Source organism: Kitasatospora viridis (genome assembly GCF_007829815.1).
Classification (GTDB): Bacteria; Actinomycetota; Actinomycetes; order Streptomycetales; family Streptomycetaceae; genus Kitasatospora; species Kitasatospora viridis.
In genome coordinates, this window is sequence record NZ_VIWT01000005.1 from 71202 (window position 1) to 87686 (window position 16485).

14 protein-coding genes are annotated in these 16485 nt (G+C 69.5%); 13 read left to right on the plus strand and 1 reads right to left on the minus strand.

Annotated elements, in window-relative coordinates; genetic code table 11:
* Window positions 1–48: 48 nt before the first annotated feature.
* Window positions 49–4068, plus strand: coding sequence for a hypothetical protein (locus FHX73_RS36950; protein ID WP_145910424.1), 4020 nt, complete (start codon window positions 49–51; stop codon window positions 4066–4068).
* 131 nt (window positions 4069–4199) lie between these two features.
* Here FHX73_RS36950 and FHX73_RS36955 read toward each other — a convergent pair whose 3' ends face one another.
* Complete coding sequence (locus FHX73_RS36955) at window positions 4200–4895, minus strand: DUF3152 domain-containing protein (RefSeq protein ID WP_145910425.1); 696 nt, start codon at window positions 4893–4895, stop codon at window positions 4200–4202.
* A gap of 68 nt (window positions 4896–4963) precedes the next feature.
* Here FHX73_RS36955 and FHX73_RS36960 point away from each other — a divergent pair, with 68 nt between their 5' ends.
* From FHX73_RS36960 to FHX73_RS37020, 12 genes are all read left to right on the plus strand, one after another.
* Complete coding sequence (locus tag FHX73_RS36960) at window positions 4964–6199, plus strand: hypothetical protein (RefSeq protein ID WP_145910426.1); 1236 nt, start codon at window positions 4964–4966, stop codon at window positions 6197–6199.
* Entirely contained in the window at window positions 6183–6992 is an 810-nt protein-coding gene (locus FHX73_RS36965; protein WP_145910427.1) for a hypothetical protein, read from the plus strand. The genes FHX73_RS36960 and FHX73_RS36965 overlap by 17 nt, the downstream gene beginning before the upstream one ends.
* Window positions 6993–7058: 66 nt before the next feature.
* Window positions 7059–7433, plus strand: a complete 375-nt coding sequence (locus tag FHX73_RS46790; protein WP_246214114.1) for a hypothetical protein — start codon at window positions 7059–7061, stop codon at window positions 7431–7433.
* Between the two features lie 770 nt (window positions 7434–8203).
* Window positions 8204–8689, plus strand: a complete 486-nt coding sequence (locus tag FHX73_RS36975; protein WP_145910802.1) for an SRPBCC family protein — start codon at window positions 8204–8206, stop codon at window positions 8687–8689.
* A gap of 54 nt (window positions 8690–8743) precedes the next feature.
* Window positions 8744–10012 carry an aspartate aminotransferase family protein gene (locus tag FHX73_RS36980; protein ID WP_145910428.1) on the plus strand — a complete coding sequence of 423 codons (1269 nt, stop codon included), beginning with the start codon at window positions 8744–8746 and terminating at the stop codon, window positions 10010–10012.
* Between the two features lie 38 nt (window positions 10013–10050).
* Window positions 10051–11133, plus strand: a complete 1083-nt coding sequence (locus FHX73_RS36985; protein WP_145910429.1) for an SDR family oxidoreductase — start codon at window positions 10051–10053, stop codon at window positions 11131–11133.
* A 70-nt stretch (window positions 11134–11203) separates the two neighbouring features.
* Complete coding sequence (locus FHX73_RS36995; protein WP_145910430.1) at window positions 11204–11677, plus strand: hypothetical protein; 474 nt, start codon at window positions 11204–11206, stop codon at window positions 11675–11677.
* Window positions 11674–12651, plus strand: coding sequence for a bifunctional lysylphosphatidylglycerol flippase/synthetase MprF (locus FHX73_RS37000; protein ID WP_145910431.1), 978 nt, complete (start codon window positions 11674–11676; stop codon window positions 12649–12651). Before FHX73_RS36995 ends, FHX73_RS37000 begins: the two co-directional genes overlap by 4 nt.
* A gap of 53 nt (window positions 12652–12704) precedes the next feature.
* Window positions 12705–13667 (plus strand): ferritin family protein, encoded by a 963-nt coding sequence (locus tag FHX73_RS37005; protein WP_145910432.1) that lies wholly within the window; start codon window positions 12705–12707, stop codon window positions 13665–13667.
* A complete protein-coding gene (locus FHX73_RS37010) occupies window positions 13664–14578 on the plus strand; it encodes an alpha/beta hydrolase family protein (protein ID WP_170305252.1) in 915 nt (304 codons plus the stop codon). Before FHX73_RS37005 ends, FHX73_RS37010 begins: the two co-directional genes overlap by 4 nt.
* The gene (locus FHX73_RS37015) at window positions 14565–15695 is read left to right on the plus strand and encodes an acyl-CoA dehydrogenase family protein (RefSeq protein WP_145910434.1); all 1131 of its coding nucleotides are present in this window, start codon (window positions 14565–14567) and stop codon (window positions 15693–15695) included. Before FHX73_RS37010 ends, FHX73_RS37015 begins: the two co-directional genes overlap by 14 nt.
* Window positions 15696–15749: 54 nt before the next feature.
* Window positions 15750–16220: a type II toxin-antitoxin system RatA family toxin gene (locus FHX73_RS37020; RefSeq protein ID WP_211786455.1), complete on the plus strand. Its 471-nt coding sequence runs from the start codon at window positions 15750–15752 to the stop codon at window positions 16218–16220.
* The last annotated feature ends 265 nt before the right edge of the window (window positions 16221–16485 follow it).

The window sequence follows — 16485 nt, forward strand, 5'->3', positions numbered from 1 at the left end:
CTACTCGCGGCCCCGATCCGACCGCTCAAGAGGACCGAAAGGCCCACCGTGTACCGATCTACACAGATACGACGCAGGCTCACCGCAGCCACCGCCGCGCTGTTCACCACCCTCGCACTGGCTGCCACGGCCGCTCCCGCCCACGCGGACACCCCGGGCGCGCCGGCCACCGGGCCCGTCGCATCCGCGGCGCTGACCGCCGATCAGGCCTCAGCCCAGGCCCGCGCCACCGGCAAGGCAGTGCCCGTGGACATCGCCACGACCGCCACCAACCAACTGACCGCCAACACCGACGGCACCTTCACCCTGAACCAGGCCCTGGCCCCGGTCCGCAAGCGCCAGAACGGTGCCTGGAAGCCGCTGGACAACACCCTGCTCAAGCGCTCCGACGGCACCATCGCGCCCGCCCTCACCACCAGCGATCTGACCCTGTCCGCCGGTGGCAACGGCCCACTGGCGACGATGAAGTCCGGCACCCGGTCCCTCTCACTGACCCTGCCGGCCTCGCTGCTCGCCTCGCTCCCCGCGCCGACCCTGTCCGGGCCGACCGCCACCTACTCCCTGCTCGACGGCGTGGACCTGCAGCTCACCGCCGATCTGCAGGGCGGCTTCTCCGAGGTCCTGGTCGTCAAGAACGCCGCGGCCGCAGCCAACCCGGCGCTGGCCTCACTGGCCTTCACCACCCAGACCAGCGGGCTGGACCTGGGCACCGACGCCGGTGGCAACATCACCGCCAAGGACCCGCACGGCGCCCTCGTCTTCTCCGCCCCCGCCCCGACCCGCGGCATGTGGGACTCCGCCACCAACAGCGCAGCCCCCACCGTCACCAACCCGGCAGGGACTCTGCTCGACGCGCGCACCGGCGCGCCCGCCGCCTCCAGTGCCAATGGGCCCGGCGCCGCCGCGCACGTCGCCGCGATCAAGGACACCTACAGCCCCGGAACGATCACCCTGACCCCGGACCCGGCGCTGCTGTCCGGCACGAACACCGTCTGGCCGCTCTACATCGACCCCAGCTACAGCGCCGGCGGCGGTCAGATCCAGGCCTGGACATACGTCAACTCCTACTACAACACAACCAGTTACTGGAACACCACCGACTCCGAAGGCCTGCGTGTCGGTGACCAGGCCTGGGTCTCGCCGAACTTCCTCTCCCGTGCCTACGCGCAGGTCTCGGTCTCCCCGCAGATCTACGGCGCCAACGTCATCAGCTCGACGTTCTACGCGACCGAGACCTGGTCGCCCTCCTGCACCGCCAGCGACGTCGAGCTCTGGGGCACGTACGGCATCAATCAGTCCACCACCTGGAACAACCAGCCCGGGTGGAACTTCAAGGCTGCGACGAGGACCGTCGCCTACGGCTACAGCAGCAGTTGTCCCAGTGCAAGCGTCGGCTGGGACACCACCGCGCTGATGCAGAACGGTGCCAACAGCGCCTGGCCCAGCGTCACCCTCGGCCTCAAGGCCTCCAATGAGGGCGACCCCAACGGCTTCAAGCGGTTCCAGCCGTCCAGCATGTCGATGTCCACCACCTATGACCACGCTCCCAACACCCCAGGCCCGCTGACCACTTCGCCGGCCACCTCCTGCGGCGCCAACCCGCCCACCGTCATCGGCAACGGCGACGTGACCCTTTACGCGGGCGTCAGCGACCCCGACGGCGGCAACCTCGGCGTGGCGTTCAGCCTCGTCAACAGCGGCACCGGCCAGCAGATCGCCTCCTCGGACACCTCCAGCCTGCAAGCCACCTCCGGCACGACGACCGCACTCTTCGTTCCGAGGTCCACGCTGGTCGGCAACGCCAACGGTGCACTGACCACCTACCAGTGGAACGTGTGGACCACCGACGGCCGACTCAACAGCCCGACCAGCGCCATGTGCAAGTTCACCTTCGACCCGACCCACCCGGGTGCACCGAGCATCACGCAGCAGGCGACCAGCTACACGGTCGGCACAGCTGCGGGCTTCACCATCGCCCCCAACGCCACCGGCAGCACGCCCGCCAGCTACCTGTACCAGCTCAACGGCGCCAACCCCCAGAGCGTGAGCGCCACCAACGGCAACGCCACCGTCACCATCAAGCCGACCCGACGGGTCAACGTCCTGACCCTCACCGCCGTCTCACCCGGCGGCAACATCGGCGACACCGCCAACCTGACCCTCAACGCCGCCGCCCCGGCCACCGCCGTCGAGCACGACATGACCGGTGCGGGCCGCCCCGACCTGGTGGTCGTCGGCAACCAACTCGGCCTGCCGCCCGGCTTGTGGCTCTCCTCCGGCATCACCGCGAGCAGCGTCAACGCTGCCGCCAACGACATCGGAGCCCTTGGCACCGGAGCCGGCGGAAGCGGTTCACCCACCGACTGGAACGGCACCCAGGCCATCGTCGGCCACTTCGCCTCCGGCGCCGGCTTCAACGACGTCCTCGACTACAACCCCGCCAACGGCACCGGTCAGATCCTCTTCGGCGCCGGCGACGGATCAACCTTGCAACCGACCGCCGGCAACCACGTCGGCATCCTCGCCAACTCCTTCCAGTCACCCACCAACCCTGCCCACTTCGCCACCCAGGTAGCCAACGGCGGCAACCTCTACGCCGCCGCCAACTCCCTCGCGCCAAGCATCCCTGATCTCCTGATCATCGCCGACGGCATCCTCTACGACGACCCCGCATTCGGCACCCCCGGCGTCTACGGCGGCACCACTTACGACTTGCCCCTGAGTGCCACCAACCCCACCGGCACCGGCGACTGGACCGGCTGGACCATCACCAGCGCCCTCGTCAACGGCATGCCCGCCCTCTTCGCCCGCAACGACGCCGGCAATGGCCTCTACTACTACAACCCCACCACTCTGCTGAACCTCGCCACCGGCTCGGGCTCGACCACCCCGCAACTCATCTCCTCCACTTGGGACTCCAGCACCAAGAGCCCCCTCATCCAGGCCGCCGACATCAACGGCGACGGCACCCCCGACCTGTGGACCGTCAGCCCCACCGGCGCCATCACCACCGACCTCATGACCGGCAGCGGCGTCAGCACCAACACCGGCGCCGCACAGTCAGCGTTCGCTCCCACTCACACCTGGCCGCTCAACGACAGCAGCACCGACGGCGCCACCGTCACCACCGCCGCCGACACCACCGGCGGCACCAGCGCTCTGCCCCTCGCAGGCCAGACCGGCGCCACCTGGAGCACCAAGGACCTCTTCAATCCGGACGTCCGACTGAACGCCACCACCATGAGCACGTCCGGTCCGGCCCTGTCCACCTCCGCAAGCTTCACCGTCTCGGTATGGGCCAAACCCAACGCCACCGGAGGCGTCGTCGCCACCCAGGACGGCACCCAGACAGCCGGATTCACCATCTACCCTGACACCACCACCAACCAGTGGTACTTCTGCATGGCCACCGCCGACACCACCGGCTGGCCATACGACTGCGCCCACGGTGGAGGCGGAATCCGCCTCGGTATCTGGACCCACCTGACCGCCACCTACAACGCCACCACCGGCGTCATGGCCCTCTACACCAACGGCATCGACATCGCCACCATGACGCACACCCCGGTCGCGGGCTTCAACGGCAACTTCGCCACCGGCAGTTACCTGAACAACGGCGTGCGCCAGTCGTACTACAACGGCACTGTCTCCAACATCCAGGTGTGGGCAGGCACAGCCCTCACCCCGACCCAGGTCGCGTACCTGTCCGGGACCCCCGGCTACTACCTCTTCCCCAGTGACGGCACCAACTACCCCAGTGGCAGCACCTGGGCCACCGCCCGCGGCACCATGACCTTCGCCAACGGCACGCTCACCGTCACCGAGACCGGCAGTGGCTCCAGCACCTGGAGCCAGGGCGGGGCCGGCAACAGCAACTCGGTCCTCACCCTGCAAAGCGACGGCAACCTCGTCATCTACCCGCAGGCCGCCCACACCTTCAACACCGCACTCTGGGGCAGCGGAACCAACGGCGACACCAACGACGTCATGTTCTTCCAACCCGACGGCAACCTCATCATCTACCGCAACGACGGCGTAGGCCTCTGGTCGACCGGTACCTACAACTGACCCAGCCTCACAGGCAGAGAGGGGCGGGGCGCAATCACGCGTCCCGCCCCTCTCCGGTGCTGTTCCGCCATCGCCAGCAGCACCGTGCCTGATCACCAGAGGACCGCACCCGAGTGACCGGAACCCACGGCTCAAGGCGCCGGCGGCCCCGTGAGCAGCGTGCCGTCGTCAGAGTAGGGCCAGACGTTGGGCACGCAGCCGTGCAGGCCGAGGATCTGCTGCATCATCACCGGCGCGGGTTGGCCCGCCCCCGGGCAGTCGGCGTGGCCGTGGCCGAGGACGTGGCCGACCTCGTGGTTGAGGGCCAGGGCGTGGTAGTCGTCGGGGCGGCCCGGGTAGTAGGGGGAGAGTTCGGTCCAGCGCTTGTCGTTGATCACGACCTGGTGGCCGACGCCGCAGTTGACGGTGCCTCCGGTGTCCAGCTTGTACTGTCCGCAGATCCGGTCGGTGGTCGCGGGGGTGGCCAGGTAGACGGTGAAGTCCACCGGGTCGGCGGGCATGCGCTGGAACGAGACGTCGCCGCCGGCCGCCCAGCCGCGCCGGGTGTTGCCGAGGACGGCGTCCACGGCGGCGGCGAACTGTGCGGGGGAATCCGGGAGTCCGTCCTCCACCCGCACCTTGTAGCGGTAGAGGCGGTCCGCAGTGCCGAACCGTCCCGATCCGCCGGCCGCGGTGGTGAACCGCAGCGGGCGGTTCGCTGAGGCCGAGTCGAACGGGGGCCAGCCCAGCAGTCCGGCCGTGACGGTGGCGGCCACCAGCAGGGCGGCCGCGCCCAGCCCGGCCCGGCGCCCACGGGTACCGGTGAGGGCGTGGTACTTGTGGTCCATACCTGATGGACGTTCGACTGCCTTGGGGCGGTTCACCCTCCCGGTGGCCCCGTGAGAGCATCAAGTCGATGTACACACCAGAGCTGGCAGAAGCACGCATCGAGGATGCGGACAACATCCTGGTCGCGCCTTCGAGCATGCAAGACGACGACCTGGTCGGGGAGTTCTTCGGCTCCGCGACGACACCGGAAGCCCTCGCCGCCGACTCGCCCGACCTCGCGCGGAAGACCGTCTACCTGTGCGGCGACATATCCGGCCTCAGTAGGCGCCAACTGCGCACGGCCGACCGGGTGTTCGTCATCCGCGAGCTGTCACACGGTCACCACGACGCCGATGCCGGCGAACCCTGGACCCTCATCGACCTCGGCCGGGTTCCCCTGCGCGTGCACGGGGTCGGCGTGTACTACCGCCGCTTCTTCGAACTCGGCGAGGATCACTTCGGCCGGATCCGTTCCGAACACGAATTCCAGTCCCTGACGGAGTCCACCAAGCCCGGCACCGCCCATCGCAGCGGAATCTACCTGACGCCCGTCACCCGCAACGACGACGACGAACTGCACTTCCGCCTGCTCCGGTGCTCCACGAACCTCTCGGGCCCGACCGAGAGCTTCCGCCCGACCGACACGCAGATCGTCGAGGCCCTGAACCGCGAGGCCGCGGCTGTCTTCCGCCACCAGGCGCCGCTGAACCACGTGTTGGCGCAGATCTACCACAACACCCGTGCCACGCCCGAGCGCAAGCAGTCCAAGGCCAGGATCTCGGCCCATGCCGACAAGACCAAGGACATGCCCGCCAACGGCATCATGGCGTTCTGCACCTTCTACGACGGGCTCGACAAGCTGCAGCCGCTCGCCGACGACGCCTTCGACCACGGACTGAAGGGTGTCAGCGGGCTGACCAGACTGCACTTCCGGCTCAAGGACTCGGCCGCGGAACACGACGGGGCCGCGCTCCCGCCCCAGTTCACGGTGACCCTCCATCCCGGCTCGGTGTTCTTCATGCCGCTGTCCACCAACCGCCGCTACACGCACGAGATCCGGCCCTCGATGCTGGACGCCGAACTGCTCCCGACCCGCCTGGGATACGTGGTGCGGTGTTCGAGCACCGAGGCCGTCCACAAGGACGGGCGCACGTTCCTCAAGCTCGCCGGTGGCCTGGTGGAGCTGGAGCCACCCACCGAGGCCGGCATGGACGAGCTGCGCCGCCGGTACGCCGAGGAGAACCGCGCCTCGTCCTTCATCGACTACGGTGACGAATTCCGCTTCAGCATGAACACGGGGGACTACCTTGCCCCGCGCTTCTAGGATCTCGGACCAGATCGTCTCGTTCGTCCTGCCCGCCGAGGTGAATCCCTTCGCCGAGCTGTCCGAGTCCACTCCCATGGAAGACGTGGGAAAGGGCCGGCGCGGTGCCGTGCTCACCAGGATCGACGAGGCGGGTGGTGTACCCCTCGTCCGCACCACGACGCAGTACGGCAGCCCGGCGCAGCGTTTCCGGGCAGTGCATGAACGCCTGGCGCAGCGGATCCAGGAACGCCTGACAATTCCGGTCGGCTTCAACAACGCCCTCATCGAGAGCTACACGAACGCCTACACCACCATGGGCGGTCATTCCGACCAAGCACTCGACCTGGCCGACGATTCGTTCATCGCCGTCTTCTCCTGCTACCAGCACCCCGACGCGGGCCCGCCGAGGAAGCTGCTCTTCGAGTCGAAGGAGGCGAAGGCGGAGAAGGAGGTGAAGGAGGTGAAGGAGGAGGGTGATGGCGACAGGTTCGAGATCCCCCTCGTCCAGAACAGCGTCGTCGCGTTCTCCGTCGACGCGAACCGACGGCTCCGACACAAGATCGTCTTGGCCAAGCCCGTCCCGACCACGGACAACCAGTGGTTGGGCGTGACCTTCCGGACCTCGAAGACCGCCGTCCGGTTCCGCGACGGACACGCCTACCTCCCGCACGGCGCGCGCCTCACCTCGGCCGACGACGAGCAGCGGCGAGAGTTCTACGGACTGCGGCGCCGCGAGAACAACGAAACGGACTTCAGCTACCCCCTGCTGACGTACACCGTGAGCGAGAGCGATCTGCTGCCGCCCATGTGACCTCGTGGGTCTCGCGTACGACACATAGCGACTGGCGACCTACTGGCCGACCTGGGGGAGCGAATCATGCCTGAAATGGGCGAGCCAATGAAGAATCTGATGTCATCGGTGTACGGGGGCATTGACCCAGAAATCCCCGATGCCGTCAGGCACTTCATTGAGGAGATTACTTTCGCCGCTGCGGAGGATATTCTCCCCGCACTGCGTGGATCGCTCACCGAGGACTGGATGGCCCTGCCGGTCTGGGCTCGCAACCTCGCTTTCAGGCTCGCCTGCCTGCAACGCCCGGATGACCTTGAGTTGCTGCGTGAAGCTGCGGCCGACCTCCGGTGCTTCGGGCCCGACTGGGACGAGGAGGCCGACGCCCTGAAGGCTCGGGCGGCGCGCCTCGAACCCGGGCGAGGCTCGGTCGAGGATCCGACGGATCGTCAGAACCCTTAGGTGGTAGTGGGGTTGGCGATGGAGCGGTCGGTGTCCGCTGTCCGGCCGCCTCAAGTGTGAAGTGTGTCAGAGGAATGTGCCGAAGTGGGTCGCGGGCGCCGGACTGCGCGCGTTCGCCTGCCGGGGTCCTCGGACGGCCGGGCACGGCGGCCCCCTGGAAGTGCCACCGACGACGAGTCGGCGGAGATGCGGACAGCCGTCCGCCGGCTGCGCGACGCCCGCGACGCGGGTCTCTCCGAGGGGGCGGGTGGCCGGAGCCAGTCTCCTCGTGTTCCTCAAGTTGCCCGTGTTTCAGGTGATCACCCGCACCGGCATCTCCCCGCTCCGTGCGGTAGACGGATCTCGGCCCAATCCGCCGCCGGAATCCCTCCTTCCCCTGACCCTCGGCGGGGATCACGGATGATCAGCGGTACCAAGAGGGGTCGGGTTTACTCCGGTGGATCCCGTTTCATCCGGCGTTCGGCGGTCACAATTTACCCGCCGCCGAGAGGATAAACATCCACGGGCGGTTCTCTCGTGTTGGCGCAATAGTTCCCTTGACGATTGGATCAAGGTAGCTACAGTTGGCACCGTGATCTCCGTCGCGGGGAGCCATCCACCCGTGCCTCGGCTGCGGACCAAAAAATCACGTAAAAAATCACGTATTGAATCCGGCTTTCCCCTGCAGAACCGGCCGCACGCGTGTAGCGTCCATGGGCAGCATCTCGGCGAACAAATCCGGTCGATTTCCGATTCGAGAACGACACCTCCCGCATGCGTTTGGAGCGTCGATGAACCAGCCACCGCGAGTCGAGGAAACGATCCTCGTCATGGCTTCTGCGGAGTCCGTCTACGGCGCGGTGAGCAATGTCCGGCGGATGGGCGAGTGGAGCCCGGAATGCGTGGGTGTGTGGTCCCGGAGCCGGCGGTTCGAGGCGGGGACGCGGTTCATCGGGTGGAATCGCAGGCGACTGTGGTTCTGGTTCACCTCGTGCACCGTCGTGCGCGCCGAGACCGCACGCGACTTCGCCTTCCGGGTGAGCACGTTCGGCATGCCGGTGGCGCTGTGGGGCTACCGCTTCGAGAGTCAGGACGACGGCTGCCTGGTGACCGAGTACTGGGAGGACCTGCGGTCCGGTCGCAGCGCGCCGGTCGCCAAGCTCCTCGGCCTGGTCTTCACGGGCACCCCGCCGAAGCGCCGGCGCGCGGTCAACCGGGAGGGCATGCGCGCCACGCTGAGCAGGCTCAAGACCGCGGTGGAGCGAGAGCGAGGATGAGTTCCCGTCCGTGAGCGGCGAGCAACGTGCCGCCTTCCTGGAGAAAACATCAGAATGAACACACCCGCGGTAGACGGCAGCATATCCACGATATCCACCGACGAAGCGATCGCCCTGCACCGCGCACATCTGAGCAAGGGGCGCAGTCAACTCGCCGCGATGTTCGGCAGTCTCGTCGAGCAGTCCGCGTCGGGCGCCCGCGTGACCACCACCGACGGCCAGGAATTCCTCAACTGCGGCGGCTACGGAGTCTTCTTCACCGGTGCCGGGCACCCGCGCATCGTCGCGGCGGTGAAGGAGCAGTTGGAGAAGCAGGCCCTTTCCACCCGGCTCTTCCTCGACCCAGTCGTGGGACTCGCCGCCCAGGCGCTGACCTCGGTGGCACCGGCCGGGCTCGACCGGGTGCACTTCGCCGGGTCCGGTACCGAGGCGACCGAGACGGCCATCAAGCTGGCCAGGGCCCACGGGAAGCGCCGGCTGATCTCGACGGAGAACGGCTACCACGGCAAGACCATCGGTGCCCTCTCCCTGACGGCCAAGTCCTTCTACCAGGACCCGTTCCGGCCGCTGCTGCCCGACGTGGAGCACATCCCCTTCGGTGACACCGCGGCGCTGGCCGCGGCCCTCGCATCCGGCGACGGCGAGGCCTGCGTCGTGCTCGAACCGGTGCAGAGCGAGGCCGGCGTGATCGTGCCGCCGCCCGGCTACCTCAAGGAGGTGGCGGCCCTGTGCCGGGAGCACAACGCGTTCCTGGTGGTCGACGAGGTGATGACCGGACTGGGCCGACTGGGCGCCTGGTGGGGTTGCGACCTCGCGGAGGTCCGGCCGGACGTCCTGCTGATCGGGAAGGCCCTGTCCGGGGGAGTGGTTCCGGTGTCGGCCGCGCTGGCCACCCCGGAGGCGTTCGCGCCCTTCGACGCCGACCCCTTCCTGCACACGTCCACCTACTCGGGGGCGCCGATCGCGATGGCCGCCGCGCGCGCCACCGTCGAGGTGATCCGCGACGAGCACCTGGTCGACCGGGCCGCCGAGACCGGCGCTCGGCTGCTGGCGGCCCTGCGCGCCATCGCCGCCGACCGGGCCCCGCACCTGGTCCGCGAGGTGCGCGGCGCCGGCCTGCTCATCGGGGTCGAACTCGTCGACGCCAGCCAGGCCGGGGAACTGCTGCTGGAGCTGGTGGACCGTCACGTGGTGGTCAACCACTCGCTCAACGCGCACCCGGTGGTGCGCTTCACCCCGCCCGCCGTCATCACCCCCGACGAGGAGACCCAGCTGCTGGAAGCAGTGGACGGGGCGCTGTCGGCCATGGCGAAGAAGTTCTGAGACCGTCCGTCCCGTCACTCCGACAGCTTCGGAAGACCATGAACTCGGCAACATCAGGCAAGACCACTTCCAGTAAGTCCACTTCAACCAAGACCGTCCTGCTCACCGGCGGCTCCGGAGTGCTCGGCACCGCGCTGATACCGCAGTTGGGGCACCACCGCGTCATCGCCCTGGCCCATCGGAAGCCCCCCGCCGGCTGCGCCGAGGTGGTGCACGGCGACGTCTCCCAGCCGCTGCTGGGCCTGGACGAAGCCGCCTACCGCGAGCTCTGCGAAGCGGTGGACGTCGTGATCCACGCCGCGGGCATGGTGAAGTTCAGCAGCACCGCGGAGGAGATGGAGACCCTCAACGTCCAAGGCGCGCGCGGGATGTCGCAGTTCGCCGTGGACGCGGACGCACCCCTGATCCACGTCAGCACGGCCTACGTCGCGCGCGCCGAGGAGATCCGGGCGGCGGGTGGGGACCAGACCGGCCGGGCCGGCAGCAGTCCGTCCCTGTACGTGACGTCCAAGGTGGCCGGCGAGCAGATCGTCCGGGAGAGCGGCGCGCAGGCCGTGATCGTGCGGCCGTCGATCATCATCGGCGACTCCGTCACCGGGGAGATCTCCGAGGGGCAGGGGCTGCACACCTTCGCCCACAACGTCCTGCGCAACCGGCTGCCCTTCGTGCCCAGCGCCCCCATGGGCTACGTCGACTTCGTGCCGCAGGACCTGGTGGCCCGGGCGATCGTGACGCTCCTGGACGGGGACGTCCGGGACGGCGAGTACTGGATCAGCAGCGGGTCCCACGCGCTCACCACCAACCGGCTGACCGAGGTGATCATCGAGGAGGCCGCGGCCCAGGGCATCACGGTCAACCCGCTGCGGGTGCTCGCCCCGGACATCGTGGAACGCCTGGTGCGCCCCGCGTTCTTCGACGTGGTGCCCACCTGGGCGAAGACCCGGCTCGACCGGCTGCTGGACATGAGCGCCGTGCTCTTCCACGAGCACCCGATCCCCAGTTCGCTCACCGAGATCCCCGGCTGCGAGTCCGCGGCGGACGTCGGGGCCAGCGAGAGCGCGTGGCGGGCCTCGATCCGCCACATGATCCAGAACCGGTACAGCGTCTACGCCACGGCCTGACGCCCCAACATCCGACGGCCCAACACCTGACAGCCCGAGCACCTGATCCTCCAAGAACCGGAAGGAAACCATGAGCGCGGAGCAAGCCTTCGGGCACCGGCAGAACTACCGCACCACGCGGGCGGAGTACTTCGGCGCGCTGGTCGTGGCCGCCGCCGCCTTCCTGTGGCACATCGGCGACGTGCGCTGGGGACCGGCGATCCTGCTGTTCGTCTACATCGACGTCATCGGCTACATCCCGGGCCTGATCGCCTTCAGCCTTTCCAAGGACGGCCGGATCCACCCGGTGTTCCACGTCCTGTACAACGTCATGCACACCTGGCTGTCCGCCGGCGTCGTGGTCCTGCTGTGGGCCTGGCTGGTGGGTCCGGAGTGGGCGCTGCTGGTCGTCCCGATCCACCTGTTCGGCGACCGCGGCCTGCTGGGCAACTACACCAAGCCGATCAGCGAGCCGTTCGAGCACTTCGAGACGGCCCGTCAGAAGGCCTTCCACGCCGCGCGGCAGGCGGACGCCGCCCGGCAGACGGAGGTGCAGGCCGCATGACGGCCACCCGGCTGGACGCGCTGGAGAGCATCGCCGCGTACGCCGACCACCCCAGCGCGTTCCTCGCCTACAACGACGGTGTCGAGCACTTCACTTCCGCGTCCGTGCCGGGTGTCATCGCCTACCGGCGGCGCGGGGGCACCGTGTTCACCTTCGGCGGGCCGTTCGCGCCGGCCGAGCACCGCGGCGCGCTGCTGGCCGAGTTCCAGCAGCGGGTCGTCGGCGGCCGGCGCCGCCTGGTGGCCGCACAGGTCCGGGCCGGGGACCTGGAGGTGTTCGCCGGGCGGGACTGGACGGTCAATCAGCTGGGCAGCTCCTACAGCATCGACCTGGCCGCCTTCTCGCTGAAGGGCAAGGCGCTGGCCAAGATCCGGCAGAACATGGCCCGGGCCGGGCGGGAGGGGGTCACGGTCCGCGAGGTGCCGGCCGCCGACCCGCCGCCGGCGCTGGACGAGATCGACAAGAGGTGGCTGCGCGACAAGGGCTGGCACGTCAAGCGGATGACCTTCCTGGTGGGCGAGCGCACCGGCCGGGGCATCCCGCACCGGCGGCTGTTCGTGGCCGAGCGGGACGGGGCCGTGATCGGCTACATCTCCTACTCGCCGTCGTACGGCAGCCGTCCCGGCTGGCTGTACGACCTGACCAGGCGCACCCCGCAGGCGTCGGTCGGCACGATCGAGCTGATCAACTTCACCGCCCTGCAGACGTTCACCGAGGAAGGGGCCGAGTGGCTCCACCTGGGGCTGACCCCGTTCGCCGGGCTCGGGCCCGAGCCGGCCAACGCCAGCCCGCTGCTCGGCCGCATGGTGCCGCTGATCGCCGAGCGGGGCGCCTTCATCTACCCGGCCCGCACCCAGCAGGCGTTCAAGCTCAAGTGGGCGCCGCAGGTGATCGAACCGGAGTACGTGGCCTTCCGGGGCGGACCCCGGCCGTCCTCGCTCTGGCAGCTGTTCCGCATCACCAACGCAATCTGACGGACAGTCATACCTAGGTAGTCGTAAGTACCGACAATCACGAGGATCACAGGATGACGACGAAGGATCACCCCACCGGCGCACCCGAGACCGACTGGGACCTGGCCCCCGACGTGCTGGCCGGCGCCCGGGACCTCCGGCTCAGCCCCGAGCAGTGCGACCTGGACTACTGGATCGCCAACGTCGCCCAGGGCACGCTGCGCGGGCTGGTCAACGGCCACCGCCCGGACGCCGTGACGCCCGAGCACATGCTCAAGCCCGGTCCGCTGCGCGACGCGCTGCTCTCCGAGTTCTCCTTCCGCTCCATCGCCGAGGACAAGGCCGCACGGGCCATCACCTCCCTGGTACAGACCGCTCCCGACGTCAAGTCCATGGAGTTCTACGCCACTCAGCTGATCGACGAGGCCCGGCACGCCCAGGCGTTCCGCGCGCACATGCTGGAGGTCGGCGTCCCCGCCGCGGAACTCGACGACGTCATCGAGGAGTACGCGGGCGAGCACGAGCGCAATGTGCTCAACCCGCTCGAAGAGTTCGGCCTGGAGGTGATGAACGGGCCGCACGCCTTCGTCTCCGGCGTCGCGGTGCTGACCATCCTGGTCGAGGGGATCCTGGCGCCCACCGGCGAACTCAGCGAGCACAAGTGGAAGATCGTCGACCCCGCGGCGGCGAGCGTGGAGCGCGGCGCGGGCATCGACGAGATCCGGCACCTGACCGTCGGCAGCGAGATCGTCAAGCGGCACCTGGAGCGGGACCCCTCGCTCAAGGAGCACCTGGCGGACGTGGTCCGGCGCGGCAACGAACTGTGGGGCACGCTACCGGTGTTCGCGGTGCTGCAGCGCCGCGAGGAGCTGTTCCAGGAGGGCATCCAGCAGATCGCCGGCTTCATCGGCGACCACGAGATCTGGCCGGGCCGCCGCCTGCTGGACAGCACCCCGGACGAGCGGATCGGCACCGCCCTGGAGTGGTCCGCCCGGACCCAGACCTCCCGCCTGGCCTACATGGGGATGGGCGAGTGACCGGTCTGCCGGAGCGTCCGGCAGCGGACGCCGCGGCAGAGCGGCTGACGGTGCCGCTGCCCGACGGAGCCGAGCTGGCGGTGCTCCACTGGCCGGGCCCGGACGGAGCCCCACTGGTGGTCGTGTGGCCGGCGATCGGCGTGCCGGCCCGGTTCTACCGGCGCTTCGCCGCTGCGCTGGCCGCGCACGGACTCGGCGTGGCGGTCGCCGACCTGCGCGGGCACGGCGACAGCCGCCCCAGGCCGAACTCCTCGGCCCGGTACGGCTACCACGAGCTCGCCACCGTCGACTACCCCGCCGTGTTCGGCGCCCTGCGCGAGCGGGCGCCGGGCAGCGCGGTGTTCCTGCTGGGGCACAGCCTCGGCGGGCAGATCGGCCTGATGTACGCGGCCCGGAACCCGGCCGAGCTGGACGGGATCCTGCTGGTCGCGGCCGGCACGCCGCACTACCGCAGCTACCCGGGGCTGACCGCGCTGGTCCCGCTGCTGGGCACCACCGCCATCGCGGGTGTCGCCCGGCTGCGCGGCTACTGGCCCGGCGACGTCCTGGGCTTCGCCGGCCGCCAGTCCCGGGTGCTGGTCGGCGACTGGGCCCGGATGGCCCGGTCCGGCCGCTACCGCCCGGCCGGCGCCGACACCGACTACGACCAGCTGATCGCGGACCTGCGCCTGCCCGTGCTGGCGGTGTCGGTCGGCAACGACTCGCTGGCCCCGCCCGGCGCGGTGGACGCGCTGTGCGGGCTGATGCCCGGCGCCGACGTGTCCCGCTGGCACCTCGCCGAGCGGCTCAGCCACACCGCCTGGGCCAACCGGCCCGAGCCGATCGCCAGGGAGATCGGCCGATGGATCGACACCACGCTCGCGGGCGAGCCCTGGCACGGACCCGCAGGAGACAGCAATGCGGTTTCTTGACCCGGAGCGCGAGACTCTGGAGACGCTCCTTCCCGGACTGGACGACCGGCTGGCCGCCCTGCCGCTGAAGGAACGGGAACGGCCGCAGGGCCCGGCCCTGACCCTCTTCAAGGAGGCGGGCGGCCCCGGGCTCGTGGTGCCCTCGGAGCACCGCGGCCTGGGCGCGAGCGCCGTGCAGGCCGTCCGGGTGCAGCGGGCCGTGGCCTCGCGCAGCCCGTCCCTGGCGGTGGCCACGACCATGCACCACTTCTCGGTCGCGGGCCTGATCCAGGCGTACGAGGCCACCAAGGGCCTGGAGTGGATGCTGCTGGAGGCGGTCGCCGAGCAGAAGCTGCTGATGGCCTCCGGGTTCGCCGAGGGCAGGTCGGGGCAGTCGATCCTGGCGTCCTCGATCACGGCCAGGCAGGACGGCGCCGACATCGTGCTCAACGGGTCCAAGAAGCCGTGCAGCCTGTCCGCGTCGATGGACCTGCTGACCGCCTCCGTGACGCTCGACACCGACAGCGGCCCGCAGCTTGCTGTGGCGCTGGTGCCCGCCGCCAGCGCCGGCATCTCGGTGCACCCGTTCTGGGCGACCACCGCGCTGGCCGGCGCCGAGAGCGACGAGGTGCGGCTGGTGGACGTCCGGGTGCCGGCCGACATGGTGGTCCGCACCGAGCTGGGCGAGGACGGCAGCCTGGACCGGATCCAGACCGTGGGCTTCATCTGGTTCGAGCTGATGATGGCGGCCTCCTACCTGGGCATGGCCAGCGCCCTGGCGGAACGGGTGCTCGCCCAGGACCGGGCGGACGCCACCGAGCGGGCCAAGATCCTGGTGGAGCTGGAGGCCGCGATGGGCGCCGTCGTCGGCGCCGCGGCGCCGCTCGACGGCGACGGCCCGGTGGGGCAGGCGGAACTGCTGCAGTCGCTGGTGGTCCGGTTCTCGGCGCAGGACACCATCGACCGGGTGGTGCCGCGCTGCCTGGAGGCGCTCGGCGGCATGTCGTACGTCTCCAGTGACGAGACGTCATACCTGGCCGCCTGCGCGGCCGCCCTGAAGTTCCACCCGCCGTCGCGCGCCTGGTCCGGCCAGGCACTGTGCACGGCCTACGCCGGCGGACCGCTGGTGCTCGGCTGACCGAGCCCGCTCTCCTGGCGCCCAACTCTCTGGAAGGAACCCGCAATGCCTTGCTTGATACGTGTCGAGGGACTGCTCTCCGGGCAGGACGCGGACGAGGTCTTCGACCGCATCCGCGACTTCGAGCGCTACGCCGACCACACCGACGCCGTGCGCGAGGTCACGGTGACCGCCGACCAGGCGGGCACGGTCGACTCCGCCTGGGCGGTGAACTTCCGCGGCGGCGTCCTGCGCTGGACCGAACGCGACGTGATCGACGCCCCCGCCCGCGCGATCACCTTCGAACAGCTCACCGGCGACTTCGCCCGCTTCGTCGGCACCTGGGACGTCCGGCAGACCGGCGACGACGTCGTGGTCCTGTTCTCCTGCGAGTTCGACATGGGCATCCCCAGCCTGGAGCCGATCATCAACCCGGTCGCCATGCGCGCCCTGATCGAGAGCATCGGGCTGATCCTGCGCGGCCTGCTGGGAGAGGGGATCGAGATCACCAGCAGTCACCAGGACACCGCCGTCGTCGGCTCGTGACGGCCCGGGCCCGAACTGGCGCCGCCCGCACCTTCGCCTGACCCCTGACCCCTGACCCCTGACCCCTGACCCCTGACCCCTGATCCCTGGTCACAGCCGGTGCTCCCGCAAGCCCGCGCACGACCTGACGTGACGTCATTCGCCCGCCGGCGGAGATGGCGACCTCCGCCGGTGGAACGATGGACATTTGGTCGGAGATCCATGTGTCACCAATGTTCAGCAGTTCCATGGCCAGGTCGCCGAGGAGGTCCGCCCGCTTGCCATC

Bases quoted from the DNA above. Each gene is read 5' to 3' on its own strand.
- FHX73_RS36955 (WP_145910425.1), bottom strand. From the start codon at position 4,895: ATGGACCACAAGTACCACGCCCTCACCGGTACCCGTGGGCGCCGGGCC.
- FHX73_RS36960 (WP_145910426.1), top strand. From the start codon at position 4,964: ATGTACACACCAGAGCTGGCAGAAGCACGCATCGAGGATGCGGACAAC.
- FHX73_RS46790 (WP_246214114.1), top strand. From the start codon at position 7,059: ATGCCTGAAATGGGCGAGCCAATGAAGAATCTGATGTCATCGGTGTAC.
- FHX73_RS36975 (WP_145910802.1), top strand. From the start codon at position 8,204: ATGAACCAGCCACCGCGAGTCGAGGAAACGATCCTCGTCATGGCTTCT.
- FHX73_RS36980 (WP_145910428.1), top strand. From the start codon at position 8,744: ATGAACACACCCGCGGTAGACGGCAGCATATCCACGATATCCACCGAC.
- FHX73_RS36985 (WP_145910429.1), top strand. From the start codon at position 10,051: ATGAACTCGGCAACATCAGGCAAGACCACTTCCAGTAAGTCCACTTCA.
- FHX73_RS36995 (WP_145910430.1), top strand. From the start codon at position 11,204: ATGAGCGCGGAGCAAGCCTTCGGGCACCGGCAGAACTACCGCACCACG.
- FHX73_RS37000 (WP_145910431.1), top strand. From the start codon at position 11,674: ATGACGGCCACCCGGCTGGACGCGCTGGAGAGCATCGCCGCGTACGCC.
- FHX73_RS37005 (WP_145910432.1), top strand. From the start codon at position 12,705: ATGACGACGAAGGATCACCCCACCGGCGCACCCGAGACCGACTGGGAC.
- FHX73_RS37015 (WP_145910434.1), top strand. From the start codon at position 14,565: ATGCGGTTTCTTGACCCGGAGCGCGAGACTCTGGAGACGCTCCTTCCC.